The 16,579-nt window shown below is 36.4% G+C and carries 14 protein-coding genes and 1 tRNA gene; 3 read left to right on the forward strand and 12 right to left on the reverse strand.

The features are described 5' to 3' along the window. Window positions 1–5: 5 nt before the first annotated feature. From AAHF87_RS04260 to AAHF87_RS04280, 5 genes are all read right to left on the reverse strand, one after another. Complete coding sequence (locus AAHF87_RS04260) at window positions 6–452, reverse strand: lytic transglycosylase domain-containing protein (protein WP_342147243.1); 447 nt, start codon at window positions 450–452, stop codon at window positions 6–8. Window positions 453–464: 12 nt separating this feature from the next. Next, window positions 465–1,901 carry an amino acid permease gene (locus AAHF87_RS04265; protein ID WP_342147244.1) on the reverse strand — a complete coding sequence of 479 codons (1,437 nt, stop codon included), beginning with the start codon at window positions 1,899–1,901 and terminating at the stop codon, window positions 465–467. Then, window positions 1,901–2,464, reverse strand: a complete 564-nt coding sequence (lspA, locus tag AAHF87_RS04270) for a signal peptidase II (protein WP_342147246.1) — start codon at window positions 2,462–2,464, stop codon at window positions 1,901–1,903. Before lspA ends, AAHF87_RS04265 begins: the two co-directional genes overlap by 1 nt. Window positions 2,465–2,526: 62 nt before the next feature. Further along, window positions 2,527–5,370 (reverse strand): isoleucine--tRNA ligase, encoded by a 2,844-nt coding sequence (gene ileS, locus AAHF87_RS04275; RefSeq protein ID WP_342147247.1) that lies wholly within the window; start codon window positions 5,368–5,370, stop codon window positions 2,527–2,529. 221 nt (window positions 5,371–5,591) lie between these two features. Further along, on the reverse strand, window positions 5,592–6,041 hold the full coding sequence (locus AAHF87_RS04280; RefSeq protein WP_342147248.1) for a pilin: 450 nt from the start codon (window positions 6,039–6,041) through the stop codon (window positions 5,592–5,594). A gap of 217 nt (window positions 6,042–6,258) precedes the next feature. On the opposite strand from AAHF87_RS04280, the gene AAHF87_RS04285 reads away from it, so the two are divergent. Then, window positions 6,259–6,334, forward strand: a tRNA-Thr gene (locus tag AAHF87_RS04285). A gap of 9 nt (window positions 6,335–6,343) precedes the next feature. Here the strand turns inward: AAHF87_RS04285 and AAHF87_RS04290 are convergent. The 6 genes from AAHF87_RS04290 to AAHF87_RS04315 all read right to left on the reverse strand — a co-directional run bounded on the left by AAHF87_RS04290 (window position 6,344) and on the right by AAHF87_RS04315 (window position 10,417). After that, entirely contained in the window at window positions 6,344–7,117 is a 774-nt protein-coding gene (locus AAHF87_RS04290) for an outer membrane protein (RefSeq protein WP_342147249.1), read from the reverse strand. Window positions 7,118–7,200: 83 nt separating this feature from the next. Further along, a complete protein-coding gene (locus tag AAHF87_RS04295; RefSeq protein WP_342147250.1) occupies window positions 7,201–7,386 on the reverse strand; it encodes a hypothetical protein in 186 nt (61 codons plus the stop codon). A 150-nt stretch (window positions 7,387–7,536) separates the two neighbouring features. Then, window positions 7,537–8,418: a bifunctional methionine sulfoxide reductase B/A protein gene (locus tag AAHF87_RS04300; RefSeq protein ID WP_342147251.1), complete on the reverse strand. Its 882-nt coding sequence runs from the start codon at window positions 8,416–8,418 to the stop codon at window positions 7,537–7,539. A 147-nt stretch (window positions 8,419–8,565) separates the two neighbouring features. Next, entirely contained in the window at window positions 8,566–9,114 is a 549-nt protein-coding gene (locus AAHF87_RS04305) for a peroxiredoxin (protein WP_342147873.1), read from the reverse strand. A gap of 173 nt (window positions 9,115–9,287) precedes the next feature. Continuing rightward, the gene (locus AAHF87_RS04310) at window positions 9,288–10,160 is read right to left on the reverse strand and encodes a polyprenyl synthetase family protein (protein ID WP_342147252.1); all 873 of its coding nucleotides are present in this window, start codon (window positions 10,158–10,160) and stop codon (window positions 9,288–9,290) included. After that, complete coding sequence (locus tag AAHF87_RS04315; protein WP_342147253.1) at window positions 10,160–10,417, reverse strand: exodeoxyribonuclease VII small subunit; 258 nt, start codon at window positions 10,415–10,417, stop codon at window positions 10,160–10,162. Before AAHF87_RS04315 ends, AAHF87_RS04310 begins: the two co-directional genes overlap by 1 nt. Before the next feature lie 208 nt (window positions 10,418–10,625). Between AAHF87_RS04315 and AAHF87_RS04320 the strand changes: the two genes are divergently transcribed. Both AAHF87_RS04320 and AAHF87_RS04325 read left to right on the forward strand, forming a co-directional pair. Beyond that, window positions 10,626–12,005 (forward strand): pitrilysin family protein, encoded by a 1,380-nt coding sequence (locus tag AAHF87_RS04320; protein ID WP_342147255.1) that lies wholly within the window; start codon window positions 10,626–10,628, stop codon window positions 12,003–12,005. Next, entirely contained in the window at window positions 11,995–13,317 is a 1,323-nt protein-coding gene (locus tag AAHF87_RS04325) for a pitrilysin family protein (RefSeq protein WP_342147257.1), read from the forward strand. The genes AAHF87_RS04320 and AAHF87_RS04325 overlap by 11 nt, the downstream gene beginning before the upstream one ends. Here AAHF87_RS04325 and AAHF87_RS04330 read toward each other — a convergent pair whose 3' ends face one another. Next, entirely contained in the window at window positions 13,318–16,488 is a 3,171-nt protein-coding gene (locus AAHF87_RS04330; protein ID WP_342147259.1) for a hypothetical protein, read from the reverse strand. Window positions 16,489–16,579 lie beyond the last annotated feature (91 nt).

Genomic DNA, 16,579 nt, shown 5'->3' on the forward strand with positions numbered 1-16,579 from the left:
AAAATTTAAATCTTAGTCGCAGGTACTATTGAGTTACTCGGGTGGGATAAATAATTAGCTAATAAAAGATATACTTCAGAAACTTTGATTTGATAATTATGGTTTAAGTTAGGAGAATGTGAGTGATAACTCCCAACCCCTCGCCAAGGGCTTGAAGCATCATTTGCAATTTGTTGGCTCAATATCCAAGTCCCCACGTTTACATTGATACAAGGATCATATTGCAACTGATGCTGAGTATAACCATACCGTCGAATTTTTGATAACCAAATTGAATTAATTTGCATCGGACCATAATCGAAAGTACCATTTCTATTCGGCGAAGCAGAACCCTTCTTGCCATTTTCTACCGCTAAAACGGAAAGAATTAAAGTGGCAGGAACATGGTAAGTGATCGCCGCTTGATTAATACACTCGATAGGCACGCCATGGATTTCTAATGCGCTTATCATAAGCAACCTCGTCTATCTTTTAGCAAGATTATTATTCTCAGTCTTTAAAGCTAAACCACACCTAGCGCAGATAATAGGTGGCAAGCAAAATAACAAAAGCCCCCCTAACAAAATCATATCAAATTTTAATAGCTGACTCACTTTGACACCACTAGGAGGTATAAATCCGAGTATAAATGTAATCAAACAGCCTACTAAACCCGCCCCACAGACTATCCAAATACCCCATTCCCCCCCAGGAATACGATAGGCATCACTTCTGCGAGCCTCTTTATAGCGCAATCGTAACGCGGTTAAAAACAAAAAGATATAAAATAACACTGCCAATTGAGCTGTCATCACGCTCAATAACCAATAAGTCTCATTTACACTAGGAATTAGAATAAAAAGACTCGTTAATAAAGAAACTAGAAGGCCCTGAACTAGCAATAAGCTTACGGGCGCACCCAACCGATTGACCTTTAGCAACCAATGCAAACCGGTTATTTGGCTCTCAGAAGTGGCAATCAGTAAGCCTCGTGTAGGACCGATTACCCAGGTCGAAATACTGCACAAACTTCCAATGATAATTAAAGAAATAACGATCGGTATAAAAAAAGACAAATGATAACTATTAAAAAAAGCAACATAAGCCTCAGTTAAACCAGACAATACACTAAGCTGACTTGATGGAACAATGAGCGCTATGGCGAGAGAGCCCAGTATCAAGCTTATCAATATTAGACTTGCTGACCAAAATAGAGCTCGAGGAAAATCTTTTCGGGGATTATGTACATCCCCTGCATGCACAGCAGACATCTCTAAACCCATCAGACCAAAAATAATAGTGGTTAAGAAAGCCAAATTATTAAAATTATTCAGATTAGGAAAAAACGAGTATGAAGAAAAATGTATTGCTAGCGGACGCGAGCTTTTAATCCAAATGATTGCTAAAACAATAATAAAGAGCATTGGAATTAAAGTGCCCACTAAAGCTCCAATACTACTCAGCCAATTCGAAACACGTAAGCCTAAGCAACTTAACGCCGTAACCAGCCACCAGATAATTAATATCGTACTTAAAAGATATAGTTTATGTTGTACCAATTGCGGATTAATTAAGTACGCAAATGCTGCTATTACAAAAGACAATATGGTTGGATACCAAACGACGTTGTATATCCATTGCAACCAAATCGCAAACCAACCCCATCGCACACCAAATGCAGTGCGAATCCATATATATGCACCACCTGTACTCGGCCAAGCAGTGGCTAATTCAGCAGTGACTAAAGCCGTCGGAATAAAAAACAGCAATGCAGCAAGTAAATAAAAAAATATTAAGGCATAACCAAATTGAGCAGCGATAGGTAATGAACGCAAACTGTCAACAGCAATCACATTCATCATCGCTAAACTAAACACACCCAGTGGTTTTTTAATAATCCTATTTTTAACAGCCCCTATCATTATTTTTTACCGGATTTATAGCTGGCAATGATCCACATAACCGCACCTATGGAAATGGCTGTGTCAGCCAAATTAAAGGTAGCAAAATGCCAATAACCAATACAAAAATCAATAAAATCTATGACGTAACCTAAACTCAGCCGATCATATAAATTGCCTATGGCTCCACCCACTATTAATGCAATCGCACAAGCTACCCAATTGCTAAGGCCTCCTCGATAGAGCAAACGCGCCAGGAAAATACTAACCACGCCACTAATTGCTGAAAAAAACCATCGTTGCCAACCATCCGCTTGGCCTAAAAAACTAAACGCAGCGCCAAAATTGTGTGTCAAAATAAAGTTTAAGCAAGGAAATACCGGAATAATGCTCGTTTGATCTAACCAATGCACCATCCATAACTTGCTCATGTAATCGAGAGCAATAATAAATGCACTTAACCACAGCCAGGCTAACTGAGAAACTTTTCTTGCTTGCATAATACTCTTCGCACTTGAATTTTTGTCTGTGTTGCCGCTCAATTCGCAATCCTCATGTATGATAATACACTCCGGTTGCTTCATTCTCGCTGCGCCTTGCCAAAAACCCCATTGCTGTGAGTATAAATTGGAAAAAATTTGGGGTTTTAAGCATAGTTTCTTTGTTCGCCTTTACCATCGGGGAGATTCTCGACACAGCGTAGACAAATCTCAGGATGTTTTGGATCTTGTCCTACATCGGAACGCCGATGCCAACAACGAGCACATTTTGTTTTTTTCCCTACCGTAGAAATGACATTTATTCCTAATTCTTCGGCATGGATGGTAAACGATGTAGCCTCTTTCGGTGGCTCGCCAGTCAGCAATTTTGCATCAGAAGTTATCAATACAAATCTAAGCTCATCCCTTAAAGCGGAAAGTATTTTATACAGTTGAGAATTTTCTTTGACATGAAGTTCAACTTCAGCTTCTAGTGAAGAACCTAATTCCCCACTGATGCGTGCTTTTTCAATAACTTTGTTAACTTCATTGCGAATTTGTATGATCTCATTCCAGTAAGTTTGTCGATCAGTTTGCTGATAAATTGTTTGTAATGGATCTTCTGCAAACGAAAAAGCTAAAGAGTACCATTCATTTAAAAATACGCTTTCTTCATGCTTTCCTGGAAGATACTGCCAAATTTCTTCTGCCGTAAAACTTAAAATGGGTGCTAACCAACGCACCATAGCTTCTGCAATATAAAAAAGTGCAGTCTGCGCAGAGCGTCGTGCGACACTATTTTCTTGTAAAGTATATTGACGATCTTTAATAATATCTAAGTAAAATCCACCTAAATCACTAATACAAAAATGTTGTAATTTCTGATAAATACTATGAAATTGAAAATTCTCATAGGCGTCGATAATCTCATTCTGTAGTAGCTTCGCTCGTTCTAAAATCCAAATATCTAAAGACAACATATCGCTCGTTGGCACAGCAACAGAAGGATCAAAATCATGTAAATTAGCTAACAAAAATCGAATCGTGTTACGGATTCGTCGATAAGCATCTGCCGTTCGTTTTAAAATTTCATCAGAAACAGCTATTTCTTTACGGTAATCTGTTGAAGAAACCCATAAACGTAAAATATCTGCTCCTAAACTTTGTATGACTTTTTCTGGAGCAACCACATTCCCCAAGGATTTAGACATTTTGTGGCCTTTCTCATCAACAGTGAATCCATGTGTCAAAACAGATTTATAAGGCGCTTGGGCGTTCATTGCCACAGAAGTTAATAAAGACGATTGAAACCAACCTCGATGCTGATCAGAACCTTCTAAATAAAGATCGGCAGGCCAAGCCAAAGCTGGATTTTTCATTAAAACCGCATAATGACTGACACCTGAATCAAACCATACATCCAAACAATCGGTTAATTTTTCATATTCTTCTGCTTCATTACCTAATATTTCTTCTGGATTTAAATCGTACCAGGCATCTATGCCTATCTTTGCAACACGGTTTGCAATCTGCTCTAACAAGTTAAGACTATTCGGATGCAAATCACGAGATAGACGATGTACAAATAGAGGAATAGGAACACCCCAACTCCGTTGCCTAGAAATACACCAATCGGGCCGATTGCTAATCATCGAGTCAATACGTGCTTCTCCCCATTGCGGAATCCAAGTAACTTGCTTGATAGCCGCTAAACTATCTTCCTTTAAACCCTGCTGCTCCATGCTAATAAACCATTGCGGTGTAGCTCGAAAGATTAAAGGAGTTTTATGGCGCCAACAATGCGGATAACTATGCTTAATATTTTCTTCTTTCAATAAATTTTTTGATTCTCTTAAGTGATCGATCACTAAAGGGTTAACTTTAAATACATGCTCACCTTCAAATAACGCTGTACCAGGTAAAAAACAACCTTTGCCATCTACAGGATTAATTAACGGCAATCCATAGTGTTGTGCAACACAATAATCTTCTATACCGTGCGCGGGGGCAGTATGCACCGCTCCGGTACCTGCTTCTATAGTGACATGTTCACCTAAAATAACGGGTACCTGTCGATGATAAAAAGGATGCTGCAGTATAACTCCCTCAAAAACCTTTCCTGTCGCGCAGCCTAAGCGTTTATAATCCGTTACTTGATAACGCTGCATACAGCTTGCTAATAAAGACTCAGCAATTAATAAACGTTCAGTCTCCGTTTGCACCAATACATATTCAAAATCTGGATTTAAAGCGACTGCTTCATTAGCCGGAAGCGTCCAAGGGGTTGTGGTCCATATAGGTATTACTACAGGTCCGTGGCCGGCTTCGTTAGGAATTCGGCTTAAAAAATCAGCATCATCAATAACTCTAAACCGGGCATCAATCGCGGGTGAAATTTTATCCGCATACTCGACTTCTGCCTCTGCCAAGGCAGACCCACAATTAACACACCAATGCACTGGTTTAAATCCTTGTTGCAGATGCCCTCGGCTGATAATTTGTCCTAATGCGCGAATAATATTGGCTTCGAATTGAAAATCCATAGTCAGATAAGGATGATCCCAATCACCGATTACGCCTAAACGTTTAAATTCCTCACGCTGGATAGATATTTGTTGACTAGCATATTCACGACAAGCCTGTCGGAAAGCTTTCGCTGTTAATTTACTACCCACCTGGCCGACTTTTTTCTCAACGTTTAACTCGATGGGTAATCCATGACAATCCCAACCCGGAACAAAGGGGGCATCAAAGCCGCACATCGTCTTTGCTTTCACAACGATGTCTTTTAAAATTTTATTAACCGCATGACCAATATGGATATGGCCATTGGCGTAAGGAGGACCATCATGCAGAATATATTTGGCTTTACCGTGATTTTTTTCACGTAATTTTTTATAGAGCGATGAAGAATTCCATTGCTTTAAAATAGCCGGCTCTGCCTGCGGCAAATTAGCCTTCATGGGAAATTTAGTATAAGGAAGATTTAAGGTGTTTTTATAGTCAGTCATGTTATTTACACCTCTGCTGAGGCTCACTGTAGGGCGTGTCGTCATTTCCCAGGATGATGAACACCCTAGTCTTAAATTTAGAAAGGCTTAGAATAACATGCTTGAAGGGCCTAAAATATAGTCAAAATCGAAAAGGAACTAAATTTTATGAGATACAAACATATTTTATTTAAAATCACTCACCTCCTCCAGAGAGGAAGCAGATCAACCCAAAAATATATTTACTCTGCTTTACATAAGCCCGTCTGTAAGCAAGTTCCACTGACATCCCAACGCAATTGACCATCTGTTTGATAAATGGGCGTTAATATATAGGTGAAATGGTCAATTTTATTAATACGGATCCTTTGCGATGTGACAATAATTTGAGCATTTTTACCTACTTCAACAGTTGCTACATACCCTTTAGTTTGACTTTGGGCTTTAAAATTATCTGGAATTCCATTTTGACCTGGAGTACCGCAAGCCACTAAATTATCGTGTTCATGCATGCAGGTGGTGACTGCTAATTTGAACGGTGCAGTGGCTTGAATAACTTCCGCAAATTTAGCGCGATTACTATAATTCTGATAACTCGGTATGGCTATAGCAGCCAAGATGCCAATAATCGCAATAACGATCATAAGTTCCAGTAAAGTAAGACCTGTTTGCTTTCCTTTTGTCGAATACATAAACCACGCCCTTATAAAATTGATAATCTAGTTTAACAAGCCGAAGTTGTTTAGACTAGTACCAACTCAATTTGAGGTAATTTTTGAAAACGGTAGATCATTAAAAGAAAAAATATTTATGCTGATCCTTACCAGCTAAGCAGTGTAGGATTTTTCCTAAATGGTAAATTGCTAATAGTGCTTAAATTGACTACAATTTGGCTCTTTCAATCACATCGCCAACGTAGCTCAGTCGGTAGAGCAACTGATTCGTAATCAGTAGGTCGGACGTTCGATTCGTCTCGTTGGCACCAATATTACAATCACCAAAATAAATAGCGTGCACTAAGAAAGGCACTGCTGGCATGCAGATTAGCGTTTTTTAATGTGCCAATAGGCGTGAAAGTATTATTGGTAAATACATTATCTACTTTATTTTTTCCAAAATTATCATAGAAATAACCCAACGATAACCAAAAATCATCTTTGACCTGATAATCTATACCTGCGCCCACATTATAACTAAAATCACTGGTTAGATTAGTCGAGCCTCCGAGCTGATTAGCAAAAGTCGAAGAATTTATGAATAGCTGACTAATCCTATTAAATGAAGCACCCAAACCTAATGCAACATAGGGCATAAATCTTTGCCATTTATAGATATCTGCTTTAGTCATCAGCAGCCAACTTTCCTGCTGCAACCGATAGTTATAACTAGTTGGTGCTGGATCTACGCTAAGTGCTTGCGAAACACCGAACACATTGATAGGGGAAGTATAACGATGTTGTAATCCCATATTGACGCTGGGAAACCATGGATTGTCGCGCGCCCATCGATAGCCTATTCCAACAAAGAAAAAGGGCGTACTGTAAGAATTACCAGTTTTTAAGTTTCCTAGCGCACTCCCACTTGGGGTAATTAAAAAACTATTACTGCTTGCATAATCGTAGGTCTTACCCACACCTAGATCAAAATACAAACGATGGGGATGGTAACAATGAGATTTAGAATATGGAGTAGGCGCTGCGTAAAGTGTACTTGCGACCAAACAAAGTACGCCGCTCAAGACACTTCTAATTATCTTAGAAAAATTCATTCCGCCTCCCTGGCAGTCTAGTCATAATAAGTCAAATATAGCTTAAAGCGCCGTAAATATGAATTGAATCAGGTAAATAAATACTATTGTCCAAAGCGCCTTGCGGGAGACGAAAAGGGATAGCGAGTTTGCTGTCTAACTGTTGAAAAGAAAGTTTGTGTACTACTTGGGTTGTCCATTTTATCTGTTTTTGCAGCAAAATTGTTTTTAAATTCTTTAAATCTGATGCGAATTTTATCTTTTAGAACACCCGATTCAGCTTCTTCCACTAAAAAAATTTGCACATAGTTTTAAATGGTTAGAGAAGATATATAACTAGAGCGAATATCGTCTTCAGCTTGTTTGCTGCTCATATACAGATGGAAACTTTCGTTTTCTTTCACAGCTGGTAAATATTTCTTTAATTAAATAAGTAATATTTAAAATTTTTTAACATAAAAATGACAGTAAGGTTGCCTCTGAGTTTTTTCATAATAATTTTGATGATAGTCTTCTGCTTTCCAGAATTTTGTTGCCGGCGTGACTTTAGTAACTACTTTAAAACCTTTATTTTTTAAAATATCTATTAGCTTTAAAGCTATTTCTCTTTGATGTGGCGTGGTATAAAAAATTTCTGAACGGTATTGCTCCCCATTATCGGGCCCTTGTCGATTCAATTGTTCCGGATCATGAATTTCGAAAAACCGTTTAGCTAAGGTTTCATAACTAACTTTGCTAGGATCAAAAACAATTTCCACCGCTTCGGCGTGACCGGTAGCTTGCGTACAAACTTCTTCATAGGTGGGATTAGATGTATTACCGCCAATATATCCAGAAATTACTGAAGTAACCCCAAGTAATTGTTTCATTAAATGCTCCACGCCCCAAAAGCAACCTCCTGCAAAAATAGCCGTTTCAGTCTGAGGATTATTTTTGCTTGAAGTTTGCTGCAAATCTTTTGCAATTTCATTTTTAGGAGTAAATTCTAAAGATAGGGAATTAACACAATGCCGAGTATTTTTAGGCGTCAAACCTTCACCTAGAAAAATATGGCCAAGATGTGCGCCACATTTCGCGCAGGTAATTTCGGTACGACTGCCATCTGGATCAGGTACTCGTTTAATCGCACCTGATATTTCATCATCAAAACTGGGCCAGCCACTTCCAGAATCAAATTTAGCTGAAGAATGATATAACAGTGCCCCACATTGTTTACAGGTGTAGTCACCTTTTTCATTAAATCGATAATATTTTCCTGAATAGGCAGGCTCAGTGCCTTTTAACAAGATAACTTTTTCTTCTTCAGGCGTGAGTTTTTTCATGATAATTCTAATTAAATCCCTAAATAATACTTTTATGAATTATAGGCTAAACCTAACCACATCACACTATCTACTCCATCTAACTTTTTGAAAACAATAAAAAACCCGCCTAGTGCGGGTTTCTCTTAGAACCATTTTTATTGTAATTTAAGCAACTTCTTCAAGGTTAATGGTTCGTTGACCTTTTTGCCAATTACAAGGACAGAGTCCTCCGTCTTGTAAAGCATCCAATATACGTAATACTTCTTCAGGATTACGACCCACACTTAAATCCGTCACCATAATAAAACGAATAATACCTTCTGGGTCGATAATAAAGGTAGCTCGCTGTGCCACACCGGCATCCTTATCTAATATCCCTAAATTATTACATAATTCATGTTTGATATCACTCAACATAGGGAATGAAAGATCGCGCAGATCATCATTATATTGTCGCCAAGCGCGATGCACAAATTCACTATCTGTACTGCCGCCTAATAATACGGCGTTACTTTCTTTAAATTTAGCGTTGAGATCATTAAATGCCACAATTTCAGTGGGGCATACAAATGTAAAATCTTTAGGCCAAAAAAACAGTACTAACCATTTTCCGGGATAAGAAGCATGAGTAATCTCAGTAAAAGCCTTGTTAATATCAGTATCAACTGTGGCGGTGAGCTTAAATTCAGGTAATTTATCCCCTACTTTTAGCATTGACATATCGTTATTTTCCTCGCATTTCATTTAGTAATAGAGCGCCTGCAATTAATCTTCGCAAACATCTAGTTGGTAGCTTCTAGAATTCGACCAGACAGGTAATAAATCCATATATACCTATATGTCTAGTTGTTGAAACTACACGGTCGATTATAACAGCCCCATGCCTATTAAAGAAACGATTTTTCTCTATCTAATTGATAGATATCTTCAATGGGTTCTTTAGTAAAAAGATCCGTTATTAATTGAATTAAGGGTTGAATTTTCGCTGATGAAAGCATCGAGATAGAGGCCAAATCAGTTAAAATTTGATTTTTAAGCCCTTTTAGATGATTTTCTCTCTCAATAGAATTCTGCCAAAAATTTATGTTTTCATTATCACAGACATCATCTTGAATTTGGTAAGCTAAACCTATGTTATTACCCACATTTTTTAAGGTTAAAAGACTATCCTCAGGCAGATCAGCGATAATACCGGGTAACTGAAAAGCTGCTAAGAATAACGCTCCGGTTTTTAAGGAATGAATGGTTTCAGCACTGGATTTATCTGAACAAGTAGAGTCAGTAAAATCCATAGCTTGTCCCGCCACCATCCCCCATGGCCCTGCTGCTTTTGCCAATACACTAAGCATTTTTACGATTTTAACCGCTGGTAAGGGGGCCTTTAAAAGCACATCAAAGGCCAAAGCTTGTAATGAATCACCTGCCAATAAAGCCATAGCCTCGCCAAATTGTTTATGGCAGCTAGGCTTCCCGCGACGCCAATCATCATTGTCCATACTAGGCAAATCATCGTGTATCAACGAATAAGCGTGAATTAATTCAATCGCACAGGCAGCATGATCTAAATCCTGTAGAGGTAGTCCGCAAGCAATTCCTAAAGTATAGATAAATAAAGGTCTTAAACGTTTTCCACCATTTAAAACCGCGTAGCACATTGCATCATAAAGCGGTCTCGAAAGCGGAGAAGGATTTGATAAATAACCCGTTAATAATCGATTAACACGTTCTTGATAGCTTACAAAATCAATTTCTACGTTCATTAGGTTAATTCTTCACTTACTTCAAAAGGCAGCAGTTCATTTTTCTGGTTGGTATCGGTGCTCATTAAAATTTGCACCTTTTGCTCTGCATTTTTTAAAGTCAATTGACAATCCTTCAATAAACTCACGGCCCGACTAAATTGCTCGAGAGAATCTTCTAAAGTCGAATTGCCTCGCTCCATTTGAACAACAATTTTTTCAAGTTCTTGCAAACCTTTTTCAAACTGAAAAACCGCATTCTTTTTTGTCTTTGGCATGAAAGTGACCTCATTTTTACCTATGCTTGAATAGCTGAAATTAAGCTACAGACTTTCAAACAGACGAAATAATTCTGACGATTATGAAAGCCTCATAAAGTGATGTCAAATAATGGCAAGAATTGTTACCATATCCGTGGCATTACGAGGCAGTAATAGCCAGGAAAATCAGAAACATGAACTATCTAGTTCTCTAGGAAACTAATCGATGTTTTTTAAAAAAATTTTAGTTTATTTTGGTTTAATATTCTTACCTTCTTTAGGTTGGGCAGGCAATGTCCATGAATATCATTTAAAAAATGGATTAACTGTACTGGTCAAAGAAGACCATCGAGCACCCGTAGTCATTTCAGAAATATGGTATAAAGTCGGCAGTAGTTATGAACCTAACGGAATTACCGGCATCTCACATGCACTCGAGCATATGATGTTTCGTGGAACTAAAAAATTTGGACCGGGTGTGCTTGAAAAAATTGTCTCAGAAAATGGCGGAGAACAAAATGCATTTACCGATTCAGATTTTACTGCTTATTATCAAAAATTTTCAGCGGATAAATTAGCGCTAAGTTTTGAATTAGAAGCCGATAGGATGCGAAATTTATTACTACGCCCACAGGATTTTCTCAAAGAAATTCAAGTGGTAATGGAAGAGAGACGCATGCGCGTCGACGATAATCCCCAAGAAATTTTGTTAGAACGACTTAACGCTGCGGCTTTTGTTGCAAGCCCTTATCATCATCCGGTCATTGGCTGGAAAAATGATCTGCAAAATATGACCGTTGAAGATTTACATAAATGGTATGAAACTTGGTATGCACCTAATAATGCAATACTCGTCATCATCGGTGATGTAAAACCCAATCTAGTTTATCAATTAGCGCAAACCTATTTCTCTGATTTAAAACCTATTCCTCTCCCTAAAATAAAACCAGTAAAAGACTTGCTACCTTTGGGAGAAAAGCGTCTCATTATACATACGCCTGCACAATTGCCCTGGCTGGTGATGGCTTACCCAGTGCCGGTTATTAAGCAAGGTTTAAATAGTCAGGATCCTTACGTTTTAGATCTGATTGCAACATTATTATCAGGAGGTAATAGTGCTCGTTTTGCAAAAAATCTTATCAGGGACCAACAAATAGCTGCCGATGCTAACGCATTTTACAATCCCGTAAGTCGCATAGATAGTTTGTTTCTATTACAAGCCACACCAACACCTGGACATACTTTACCAGAGCTTGAATCGAGTTTATTAAAGCAAATCAAGCAGCTGCAAACCTTTAATGTCAATACTGAAGAATTAGCACGCGCAAAAGCACAAATAGCTGCTGACAAGATATACCGCGAAGATTCTATAACTACAGAAGCATATGAACTTGGAAGTTTAGCTGCAATTAACTTGCCCTGGCAAATAGGACGAGATTATCTAAAGCATATTAATGCTATCACGCCACGTCAAATACAAACTGTAGCCAATAAATATTTGCTTGCCTCTCATTTGACAATTGCTTACTTAACCCCCTTACCCATGAATTCAACTGATTCCGACTCTAATTCTTTATCAGTTATAGGATCTAAGCATGCACATTAAATCTTCCTTTTATTTTTTGGCTTTCTTATCACTATTTATTGCTGGCATTACGCAAGCAGAAACTTCACACGCCATTCTAAAAATTGAACATTGGTCTACAAAAAATGGCGTACCGGTTTATTTCGTTGCTAAAAATGAAATACCCATTATAGATATCGGTGTATTATTTCATGCGGGTTCTGCTCAAGATTATAATTCCCCCGGAATTGCTCAATTTACCGCACAAATGCTAGATCAAGGCACGCAAAATTTAAATGTAGATCAAATTGCCAATCGTTTTGAAGCCGTCGGAGCTCACTATAACGCTGGCATTAACCAAGACATGACTGTTCTAAATCTTCGCTCACTGAGTGCTCCACAATACTTCAATCCAGCATTCAGTACGTTTTCTACCTTACTTAAGGATGCTTCTTTCCCGCAAACCGCTATAAATCGAATAAAAAAACAAATTTTAATCTCCTTACAACAGGAAGCGCAAATACCTAGCGCTATTGCTGCAAAAACCTTCTATCAAACTTTATATGGTCTTCATGCTTATGCTTCACCTATATTAGGAAATAAAACAAGTATTGAGCAAATATCTCAAGAAAAATTACTAAAATTTTATCGCCTCAACTACGTAGCACAAAATGCCATGATAGCTATCGTAGGCAATGTAACTAAAGCTAAAGCAATAAATATTGCTGAACAGCTTTCCACCATGCTGGAGAAAGGGGAAAAATCTCTTCCCATTAATACACCTTTATCTCCGCATTTAAAAAATCACATCATAAAAGTTCCCTACCCTTCCAAACAAACGACTATTTTTTTAGGTCAAATCGGGATTGCTGTAAAAGATCCTGATTATTTTCCGTTAGTTGTCGGTAACCAAATTTTAGGTGGGGGAATACTTACCTCAAAACTTTTTAATGAGGTTAGAAATAAACGCGGTTTATGTTACGGAATAAACAGTGGATTCAAGCCGTTACAAGCTGCCGGCCCTTTCTTAATTGTGTTACAAACGCGTCGAGATCAAGCTGCCAAAGCACTTTCCCTAACTCAACAAACTTTGAAAAATTTTCTGGCCAAGGGGCCAACTACACAAGAATTGCAAGGAGCTAAACAAGCCCTTATTGGCAGTTTCCCATCTTCTATTTCAAGTAATGAAGGAATTTTAGCTGCTACGGAAAAAATTGGTTTTTACCAATTACCTCTAGATTATTTAGATACCTATCAACAAAAAATAAACTCCGTCAACTTAGAACAAATTCGCCACGCCTACCAAAGGATTAAACCAGAAAAAATGCTTGTGGTCATGCTCGGAAAACAATAACTATATCGGATAGAAAATCGTTCTATTTTCCAGACGATAGGTATCCACTACTACAGTTGGTTGAGGAAACATAGGAGCAGGATAAAGCATTATTGGAGCAGGAGTTAAGTAAACGGTAGGTCCTAGCGGTGGAGGATTGTAAATATTAGTTTCTATAGGATCTGCTCCCAATGTCGCTTGGTCAGTTAAGCAAGAAGTATCTGGTTGAAACTGATTATTATCAGCAATAGTTTTTATACCAGTAGTTTGAATACCAGTGTTCAGTGGATCTATACGGCTCATAAGAAAATTGTACTTACTGTAAGGTATGACAGCCTTTAAATCTGCTTTAGCTCTCTCTTTATTTGTATATTCTTCCTCTAAACGTATCCTAATCTTATTACACTCATTGGTCGACTTTAAAACTTCAGTTACTAAACTAAGTTCTGTGTCGTTACCCGCATGCGCGTCCTCCGAGCATAAAGATTCTTCTATGCTTGGTACAAATATTTCAGATTGTTCTTCACCAAAATTTCTTGCAGGGGTTTCTTCTGCATCCTCTTCAATCAACGGGATAGACTGTGGATGAGCAAGTTTATTACCGTCATCATCATTTTTTTCTTCTATATAAGACTGCGCCTTTATTTTTTCATTTAAAAGAGAATACATTTTGCAGCAATCAGCATCTTTTTCTTTAATGATGGCAAATAATTTAATCACCCGATCATCTGTATCGCATTTAATTAGATTGATTAATTTTTCTAACCAACTTGACTGTTCTTTTAAACGTATATAATCATTAGATAATTTTCCATGTATTTGGCGTTTCACTTTTTTAGTCATCGACTTAGAAAAAAAATGAGGCCCCATCTGATCTTTTACAAGAGAAGTAGAAAGTATATTTAGAATTTTTTTAGCTTCATTATTATAATTATGGTATTTATTTATTATTGAATTAACTTGCCCGATAAGCAGTTCTATCGATGAAGAGGAATTAGTAATCAGCTCTTGCAATTGAATGAACTTTTTTTGATGATCCTGCCTAACATTTAATGTTTTTTTTATTACAATCTCCTCTACGAGTTCTAATAGTTTTGGCAAACTCAGACTTGATAAGTCTGGAGTTTCATTTGGATTTTTCCAACCGTTTATGCTCGATAAGAGCTTCTGCATTGATGAAGAGATCTGACCTATAGCAGAAGAAATTTTTTGACGAACTCGAGTTATATCTAGGTTTTTTTCCTTTATAAGCTTTAAACTCTCAGATAAATTTTCTGACAAACAACTTAGTGACTCATAACAATACTCTACAGCTTTGTTGCATTCTATTTCTGTATTTTTCTTTGGGTGGGATTGGTTGGTTTTACTAAGCTTTGCCGGCGTAGGTTTATTAATAAACTTATGTTTTTCTATTTTTTGATATTCTAATTCACAAATTTTTTGCTTTTTCTCTAAACATTTTATTGAATTTAGCAATAAATTTTTCTCGGGCATGGGAACTTGACTAGACTCTAATCTTGGAGCAAGGGAGTTTTCTAAAGATTTTGTATCAAATAAGATACGCCTGGTATCCTGGACGACCTCTAGATTTAATTTAATTTCCTCAAGAATATTTTTTTTATGAAGAGTATATTCTTCTTGATTTTTAAAGGTCTTTTCAAGAAATTTATTTATTTCTTGATTTTTTCTTTCTTCTAATACTTGTAAAGCTTTTAATTTAATATTGTTAAATACGCTTAATGTAACTAACTCAGTATAAAGTAATTTACTGTTAAACCCCTTTAGAGTGGCATTGAAATCTGTATAAAGTAAAGTAAAAACATAGTAAAAACTAAATTCTATTAAATCTTCAAGCTCTATGCTGTCTAAAACAGAAATATCATCTTTAGAATAGCTTTCAGTCATTTCATTAATAAATGAATTAATCCTGGTATTTAAGGGTGTATAAAATTGATCTCTACAGATAGCATGAAATAAATGATTTAAAGCTTCTTGGTTAGTTTCTATATACTCTGATCTCCTCATGTTATTTAATGTAAAATCATTGCCAATTTTTGCATTAAATATTTCTAGAAATTTTGGGAGGTGCGCTTCATTAACGATAATTGCCAACATGCGACGCATTTTTGTCAAATTCATATATTTGTTGTTAATAAAGTTACTGGTCTTTCTATTAACGATTTGAATTTCATTTTCAACTATATTATAAAAAATTAGTGCTTTGTTCACATCTTCTTCTTTTTCTTCCGATTTTCTTCCAAGAAAATCATTATATTTTTTAACTATTTTATCTAAAGCTTCTTGTAAATCATTTAATCCATAAACAAGCGTGTTCTTAGTATTGGCCTTATAATTAACTATATTTAATTCTAAATTAACTGATTTTTTTAGATGCTCTAAATTATTCTTAACTGTTTTTAATTTAAGAAACTCAAATACAAGTTCGTAGAAAAAAAAACAGCGCAATGCGGCCAATTCATAATTGAACTCTGGCAAAGGAATATTAGTAGAAATATTTTTCGATAAGAAAAATTTGAGATCAGTTAAATTGAAATTATCGGGACTAAAATAAGTACATTCATAAAATATGGCTTTTAGAATTAGAAGTGAATTGACATAAGAGTCACTTGAATGTTGAATATTTTCAAAGAAGTTTTTTGCGTATTGCTTGAAACAACATTGGTACGTTTGAAAAGATAAAGCAACCAATACCTTAGAAAAACAATCTCCTTCGACATACTCATTATACAAATTTTCTTCTTCGAATTTTAAATTACCGATTAATTTTGCAGAGATATTTTTCCCTTGGTGTTCAAAATTTTCTTTTTGAATTGCCAAAGTATGAAACCGTCTGATAAAGATAAAAAATAAGGTGAAATCTTTAACAGAGTCGGTAATGTATTCTAATTTTTTAATTAAAGTAGTTAGGTTAGTTTTTTGTTCTTCAAACCGATTCTTTCCTATCAGGAATTTTAAAATTAAATCTTGATTGTTTATTTTGGCCAATAAGTCATTGGCTTTATCAATTTTTTTTTCTAAAATGGACAATTCATTTACATGACCAAGTAATTCTTGTGATAAAGAGTAAATAGTTGGGGCCCGCATGTTATCAAGAATTTGAGAAACATTTTGACTAAGATTTCCGGCCTCCTCAAGCTTATCTTCAATTAAGTCATTTATTGTTTTTGGCATATTACCTTCCATGATAAAGCATTTTTATATTGTCACGCTCAATAATACACCATATAAATTTATTTTTTAATTATTTTAGAAAAAAAATAGA

Source organism: Rickettsiella endosymbiont of Aleochara curtula, assembly GCF_964030935.1.
GTDB lineage: Bacteria > Pseudomonadota > Gammaproteobacteria > Diplorickettsiales > Diplorickettsiaceae > Aquirickettsiella.

Coding starts and splice junctions, on each gene's coding strand:
- AAHF87_RS04305 (WP_342147873.1), bottom strand. CDS start 9,114: ATGCTAAAAGTAGGGGATAAATTACCTGAATTTAAGCTCACCGCCACA.
- AAHF87_RS04260 (WP_342147243.1), bottom strand. CDS start 452: ATGATAAGCGCATTAGAAATCCATGGCGTGCCTATCGAGTGTATTAAT.
- AAHF87_RS04320 (WP_342147255.1), top strand. CDS start 10,626: ATGTTTTTTAAAAAAATTTTAGTTTATTTTGGTTTAATATTCTTACCT.
- AAHF87_RS04310 (WP_342147252.1), bottom strand. CDS start 10,160: ATGAACGTAGAAATTGATTTTGTAAGCTATCAAGAACGTGTTAATCGA.
- AAHF87_RS04330 (WP_342147259.1), bottom strand. CDS start 16,488: ATGCCAAAAACAATAAATGACTTAATTGAAGATAAGCTTGAGGAGGCC.
- AAHF87_RS04325 (WP_342147257.1), top strand. CDS start 11,995: ATGCACATTAAATCTTCCTTTTATTTTTTGGCTTTCTTATCACTATTT.
- AAHF87_RS04265 (WP_342147244.1), bottom strand. CDS start 1,901: ATGATAGGGGCTGTTAAAAATAGGATTATTAAAAAACCACTGGGTGTG.
- AAHF87_RS04290 (WP_342147249.1), bottom strand. CDS start 7,117: ATGAATTTTTCTAAGATAATTAGAAGTGTCTTGAGCGGCGTACTTTGT.
- AAHF87_RS04315 (WP_342147253.1), bottom strand. CDS start 10,417: ATGCCAAAGACAAAAAAGAATGCGGTTTTTCAGTTTGAAAAAGGTTTG.
- AAHF87_RS04300 (WP_342147251.1), bottom strand. CDS start 8,418: ATGAAAAAACTCACGCCTGAAGAAGAAAAAGTTATCTTGTTAAAAGGC.
- ileS (WP_342147247.1), bottom strand. CDS start 5,370: ATGACTGACTATAAAAACACCTTAAATCTTCCTTATACTAAATTTCCC.
- AAHF87_RS04280 (WP_342147248.1), bottom strand. CDS start 6,041: ATGTATTCGACAAAAGGAAAGCAAACAGGTCTTACTTTACTGGAACTT.
- lspA (WP_342147246.1), bottom strand. CDS start 2,464: ATGAAGCAACCGGAGTGTATTATCATACATGAGGATTGCGAATTGAGC.